Origin of the sequence: Methylibium sp. T29-B, from assembly GCF_000576225.1 — a bacterium.
Taxonomy (GTDB): Bacteria; Pseudomonadota; Gammaproteobacteria; order Burkholderiales; family Burkholderiaceae_C; genus Methylibium; species Methylibium petroleiphilum.
In genome coordinates this window covers 1-5550 of sequence record NZ_AZSN01000198.1, presented here as the reverse complement: position 1 = coordinate 5550, position 5550 = coordinate 1, and the positions used below count along the sequence as shown (strand labels likewise).

4 protein-coding genes and 1 pseudogene are annotated in these 5550 nt (G+C 73.7%); 4 read left to right on the top strand and 1 reads right to left on the bottom strand.

Going from position 1 to position 5550, the window contains the following annotated elements; all coding sequences use genetic code 11:
• On the top strand, positions 1-604 hold a 604-nt coding region (gene alkB / locus Y694_RS19360; RefSeq protein WP_036235518.1), incomplete at its 5' end, for a DNA oxidative demethylase AlkB.
• A 43-nt stretch (positions 605-647) separates the two neighbouring features.
• Positions 648-1097 (top strand): hypothetical protein, encoded by a 450-nt coding sequence (locus Y694_RS19355; RefSeq protein ID WP_036235514.1) that lies wholly within the window; start codon positions 648-650, stop codon positions 1095-1097.
• Here Y694_RS19355 and Y694_RS19350 read toward each other — a convergent pair whose 3' ends face one another.
• A complete protein-coding gene (locus Y694_RS19350; protein WP_231497796.1) occupies positions 1098-1643 on the bottom strand; it encodes an Lrp/AsnC ligand binding domain-containing protein in 546 nt (181 codons plus the stop codon).
• A 93-nt stretch (positions 1644-1736) separates the two neighbouring features.
• On the opposite strand from Y694_RS19350, the pseudogene Y694_RS25035 reads away from it, so the two are divergent.
• Together Y694_RS25035 and proC are read left to right on the top strand one after the other, a co-directional pair.
• Positions 1737-4792 (top strand): annotated as a pseudogene (locus Y694_RS25035) (L-glutamate gamma-semialdehyde dehydrogenase).
• 72 nt (positions 4793-4864) lie between these two features.
• On the top strand, positions 4865-5550 hold a 686-nt coding region (gene proC / locus Y694_RS19340; protein ID WP_036235511.1), incomplete at its 3' end, for a pyrroline-5-carboxylate reductase.

The window sequence follows — 5550 nt, the reverse complement described above, 5'->3', positions numbered from 1 at the left end:
GAGCGCTCGGCCCGGCGCACTGGTGTGGCGCGGCGGCGCGGCCGCCGAGGCCGCCGTGCTGCTCGCCGAGGTGCAGGCGCTGGTGGCGCAGGCACCGTTCCGGCATCCGGTCACGCCCGGGGGCTTTCGCATGTCTGTCGCGATGAGCAACTGCGGCGCGCTCGGCTGGGTCAGCGACGCCCGCGGCTACCGCTACGACGCCGTCGATCCCGACAGCGGCCGGCCCTGGCCCACGATGCCGCGCCGCTTCGGCGAGCTGGCCGCGCGGGCCGCGGCGCAGGCCGGCTACTCCGGCTTCGCGCCCGACGCCTGCCTGATCAACCGCTACGAGCCGGGCGCTCGACTGAGCCTGCACCAGGACCGCAACGAGCGCGACTTCAGCGCGCCCATCGTCTCGGTGTCGCTGGGCCTGCCGGCGGTCTTCCTGTTCGGCGGTGGCCGGCGCAGCGACCCCACCACGCGGGTGCCGCTGGTGCATGGCGATGTGGCGGTGTGGGGCGGCCCGTCGCGGCTGCGCTACCACGGCGTGCTGGCCCTGAAGGACGGTGAACACGCGGCGACCGGGAACTGCCGCATCAACCTCACCTTCCGGCGTGCGGGTTGACCGTGCACGGGGCGCGCCGTCCTCGCGGCGAGAACAGGCTCCCATGACGACACGAACCAGGCGCTGGTGCGGGGCCCTCGTCGCCGGTCTCTGCGCCGTCGGTGCGGCCGCCGCCGACGAGCGAGAGGCCCCGCCGCGCCGGCTCTACGACTTGAGCACCGAGACCGGCATGCCGCACCTCGACGAGAACCTGCGCTACGCGGTGCGCAGGGAGCAACGCTGTCTCGCCGTGGCCGACCGCGCGACGGTGTTCTGGATGCTGCAGGACGTGTCGCTGCAGGACTGCCGCCTCGAGCCGTTGGATGACGCCACCTACCGGCTGGCCTGCCACGGCGGCCACGGCACCACCGGCGATGCGCGCTGGCAGTCCGACGCGCGCGATCGGTGGACCGGCACGCTGAACGTGCGCCTGGGCGGCAAGAACATGACCTTCTTCCAGCGCGTCACCGCCACGCCGGTCGGCGAGTGCGGCGACGCGCATGCGCGGCCCTAGCTAGAGCGGCAGCGCCGTGGTGTTCTTCACTTCCTCCATCACCGCGTAGGTGCGCGTCTCGCGCACGCCGGGCAGCGCCCAGATCACGCTGGCCAGCATCTCGCGGTAGGCCGCCATGTCGGCCACGCGCGTCTTGATCAGGTAGTCGAAGCCGCCGGCCACCAGGTGGCATTCCAGGATCTCGGGCCGCACCTGCACCGCGGCCCGAAAGCTCTCCATCACGTCGGGCGCCGTGCGGTCCAGCATCACCTCGATGAACACCAGCATCGCCGCGCCCAGCCGCGCCGGATTCAGGCGCGCCTCGTAGCCGAGGATCACGCCGTCGCGCGTGAGCCGCTTCACCCGCTCCAGCACGGCCGTCGGCGACAGATGCACCTGCTGCGCGAGTTCGAGGTTGGTGATGCGGCCATCGCGCTGCAGCACGCGCAGGATGCGCTGGTCGGTGCGGTCCAGGCCCTCGATGGCCCGTGGTGGGGGCTCGGCGACCGCGGCCCCCGCGCGGGCGGCCTTGGGCTTCGTGCTGGATTTTGTGCGGCTGGAAGGCATGAGCTTGGTGAATCATTCGGCAAGGACGGCCTTACGCTAACAGGAACGGCGGCCAACGGGGCGGCCGGTCCACGCCGATCGAGGTCTGCCACCATGCCGCTGCCCACCGCCACGCCCGCCGCCCGCCTGCCGTCGCCGCTGCGCGACGAGGCGTCCGTTCTCCAGGCCCGGTTGGCGGCGCTGGCCGGAGCGCTCGACTGGGCCGGCGTGCAGGCGCTGGCGCGTCGCTGGGTGCAGGCGGTGCGCGACGAACCGGCGCCGTTCTGGGCCATGGAGTCGCTGCTGCGCGAGTACCCGATCTCCAGCGCCGAAGGCCTGGCGCTGATGCGGCTGGCCGAGGCGCTGCTGCGCGTGCCCGATGCCGCCACCGCGATCGCGCTGACCGCCGACCAGCTGGGCCGCGCCGATTTCGACACCGCCGCCACCGGCGGCGACGGCCCGCACAAGAGGCTGGCCAGCCTGTCGGCCAGCGCGATCGCGCTGTCCAAGAAGTTCCTGCCCGACGGCGAGCACCCGCCCGGCCTGCTGCAGCGCCTGGGCGCGCAGACCGTGGTGGCGGCGACGGTGCGCGCCATCCAGTTGCTGGGCCGGCAGTTCGTGCTCGGCCAGTCGATCGCCGAGGCGCTGGGCGAGGCCCGCAGTCAGCGCCAGGCCCAGCCGCAACTGCGCTTCAGCTTCGACATGCTGGGCGAGGGCGCCCGCACCGCGCACGATGCGCAGCGCTACCTGCGCTCCTACCGCGACGCCATCGCGGCCATTGCCGCCACCGCCGTGGCCGGTGCCGGCCCGGAAGCCAACGACGGCATCTCGATCAAGCTGTCGGCGCTGTTCCCGCGCTACGAAGATGCGCAGCGGGCGCGCGTCTTCGCCGAGCTGCTGCCGCGCGTGCTGGGTCTGATCGACGACGCAGCGGCGGCCGACGTCAACCTCACCGTGGATGCCGAAGAGAGCGATCGGCTCGAACTCTCGCTCGAGCTGATCGACGCTGCTGCCGCGCACATCGCCGCGCGCCACCCGCGCTGGCGCGGCTTCGGCCTCGCGATCCAGGCCTACCAGACGCGCGCCGAGGAATGCGTGCACGAGGTCGCGCGCATCGCCCGCCACCACGGCCTGCGCTTCATGGTGCGGCTGGTCAAGGGCGCCTACTGGGACGGCGAGATCAAGCGCGCGCAGGAGCTCGGCTTGGCCGCCTACCCGGTGTTCACGCACAAGCACCACACCGACATCTCCTACCTCGCGTGCGCGAAGGCGCTGCTCGACCACGCCGACGTCATCTACCCGCAGTTCGCCACCCACAACGCCGGCACCGTCGCGGCCATCGTGCAGATGGCGCGGGTGCGCGGCACGCCGTTCGAGTTGCAACGGCTGCACGGCATGGGGGAGGGTGTGTACCGCGAGGTGTCGCGGTACACACCTCCCGCTCCCCCCGCTCAAGCGGGGGGCTTGCCGGTGCGCATCTACGCGCCGGTCGGCGAGCACCGCGACCTGCTGGCCTACCTGGTGCGCCGCCTGCTGGAGAACGGCGCCAACTCGTCGTTCGTGCACCAGCTGGCCGACCCGCAGGTCGATGTCGACGCGCTGCTCGCGTCGCCGCTGCAGGCCGCGCCCGAGCCGGGCCAGCCGTCGCCGCTGCTGCTCTACGGCAGCGCGCGTCGCAACGCGCTGGGCGTCGACCTGAGCATCGCCGCCGAGCGCGCGCCGCTGCTGGCCGCGGTGGCGGCCACTCGCGTGCCCGAGGTGGCCGAGACGCCGGTGTCGGAGATCGACGCGATGATGCGCCGCCTGCATGCCGGCCAGGCGGCGTGGAACGACAGGCCGCTGGCCGAGCGCGCCGCCGTGCTGCTGCGCGCCGCCGACCGGTTGGAGGCCGAGCTGCCGGCCTGGTGCGGCCTGCTGGTGAAGGAAGCGCGCAAGACGCTGGGCGACTGCGTGGCCGAGCTGCGCGAGGCGGTCGACTTCTGCCGCTACTACGCGCTGCAGGCGCGCGACACGCTCGGCCCGCGCGAGCTGCCGGGCCCGACCGGTGAATCGAACACGCTGCACCTGCACGGCCGCGGCGTGTTCGTCTGCATCAGCCGTGGAACTTCCCGCTCGCCATCTTCGCCGGCCAGGTGGTCGCCGCGCTGGTGGCCGGCAACAGCGTGGCCGCCAAGCCGGCCGAGCAGACACCGGCGGTCGCGCAGCGCTTCGTCGGGCTGCTGCATGCAGCCGGCGTGCCGCAGGACGCGCTGACCCTGCTGCACGGCCCCGGCGAGACGGTGGGCGCCGCGCTGGTGGCGCACCCGCTGACCGCGGGCGTGTGCTTCACCGGCTCGACGCCGGTGGCCAAGCACATCCAGCGCGCGCTCGCCGCGAAGGACGGCGCCATCGTCCCGCTGATCGCCGAGACCGGCGGCCTCAATGCGATGGTGGTCGACAGCAGCGCGCTGCCCGAGCAGGTGGCCGATGCCGTGGTGCAGAGCGCCTTCCGCTCGGCCGGCCAGCGCTGCTCGGCGCTGCGCCTGCTGTGCGTGCACGAGGGCGTGGCCGACGGCGTGATCGCGATGATCGGCGGCGCGCTGCAGGAGCTGGCCGTCGGCGACCCGGCGGAGTACGCCACCGACGTCGGCCCGGTGATCGATGCCGAGGCGCACGCCGGCATCACGCGCCAGCTCGAGCGGCTCGACCGCGAGGCCACGCTGCTGGCGCGCCGCGCGCTGCCCGACGGCCCGGCCGGCGCGCAGCACATCGCCCCCTGCGCCTACGAACTGGCGCGCGTGGCCGACCTGCGCCAGGAGGTGTTCGGCCCGGTGCTGCACGTCGTGCGCTGGGGCCCGGGCACCGCCGCACACGGCGGTGCGGCCGACGTGGAGGCGCTGGTGGCGCAGATCAATGCGCTGGGCTACGGCCTCACGCTCGGTGTCCAGACGCGCATCGACTCGCGCGCACAGCGCATCGCGCACGCGGCGCGCGTCGGCAACGTCTATGTCAACCGCAACATGATCGGCGCGGTGGTCGGCGTGCAGCCCTTCGGCGGCGAAGGCCTCAGCGGCACCGGGCCGAAGGCCGGCGGGCCGCTCTACCTGTACCGCTTCTGTGCCGAGCAGGTGGTGACCGTCAACACCGCGGCGGCCGGCGGCAACGCCGCGCTGCTGGCCGGCGCACACTGAGCCGCGCGGCGCGGAACGCGCCCGGCTGGCTAGACTCGAACTCCGATCGAAATCCCGCTCCTGGAGTTGCCGATGAACCACCTTTCCTCTCCCATCGCCTTCATCGGCGGCGGCAACATGGCCAGCGCGCTGATCGGCGGCCTGTTGCGCAGCGGTGTGCACGCGCACGAAGTCCTGGTCGTCGAACCCTGGGCCGAGCAGCGCGAGCGCCTGAAGCAGGCCTTCGGCATCGTCGCCACCGAGCAGGCGACCCCGGCGCTGGCCGATGCCGGCCTGGTGGTGTGGGCCGTGAAGCCCCAGATCTTCCGGGAGGCGGCCGCGCCCTGCGCGCCGCATGTGGGCGAGGCCGCCCAGCTCAGCGTCATGGCGGGCATCCGCACCGACGCCATCGTCGCCGCTACCGGCAACCGCTGCGTGGTGCGGGCGATGCCCAACACGCCGGCGCTGATCGGCCAGGGCATCGCCGGGCTGTACGCGCGGCCCGAGGTCGACGCCGGCCAGCGCAGCAGCGTCGAGGCTCTGCTGGCGCCCACCGGCGCCACGCTGTGGGTCGACCGCGAGGCCGACCTCGACGCCGTGACCGCGCTGTCGGGCTCCGGCCCGGCCTACGTGTTCCTGTTCATCGAGGCGCTGATGGACGCCGCGCGCGACATGGGCCTGACGCCCGAGCAGGGCCGGGCGCTGGCGCTCGGCACCTTCTCCGGCGCCACCGCGCTGGCGGCGCAGAGCGCCGAGCCGCCGTCGGTGCTGCGCGAGCG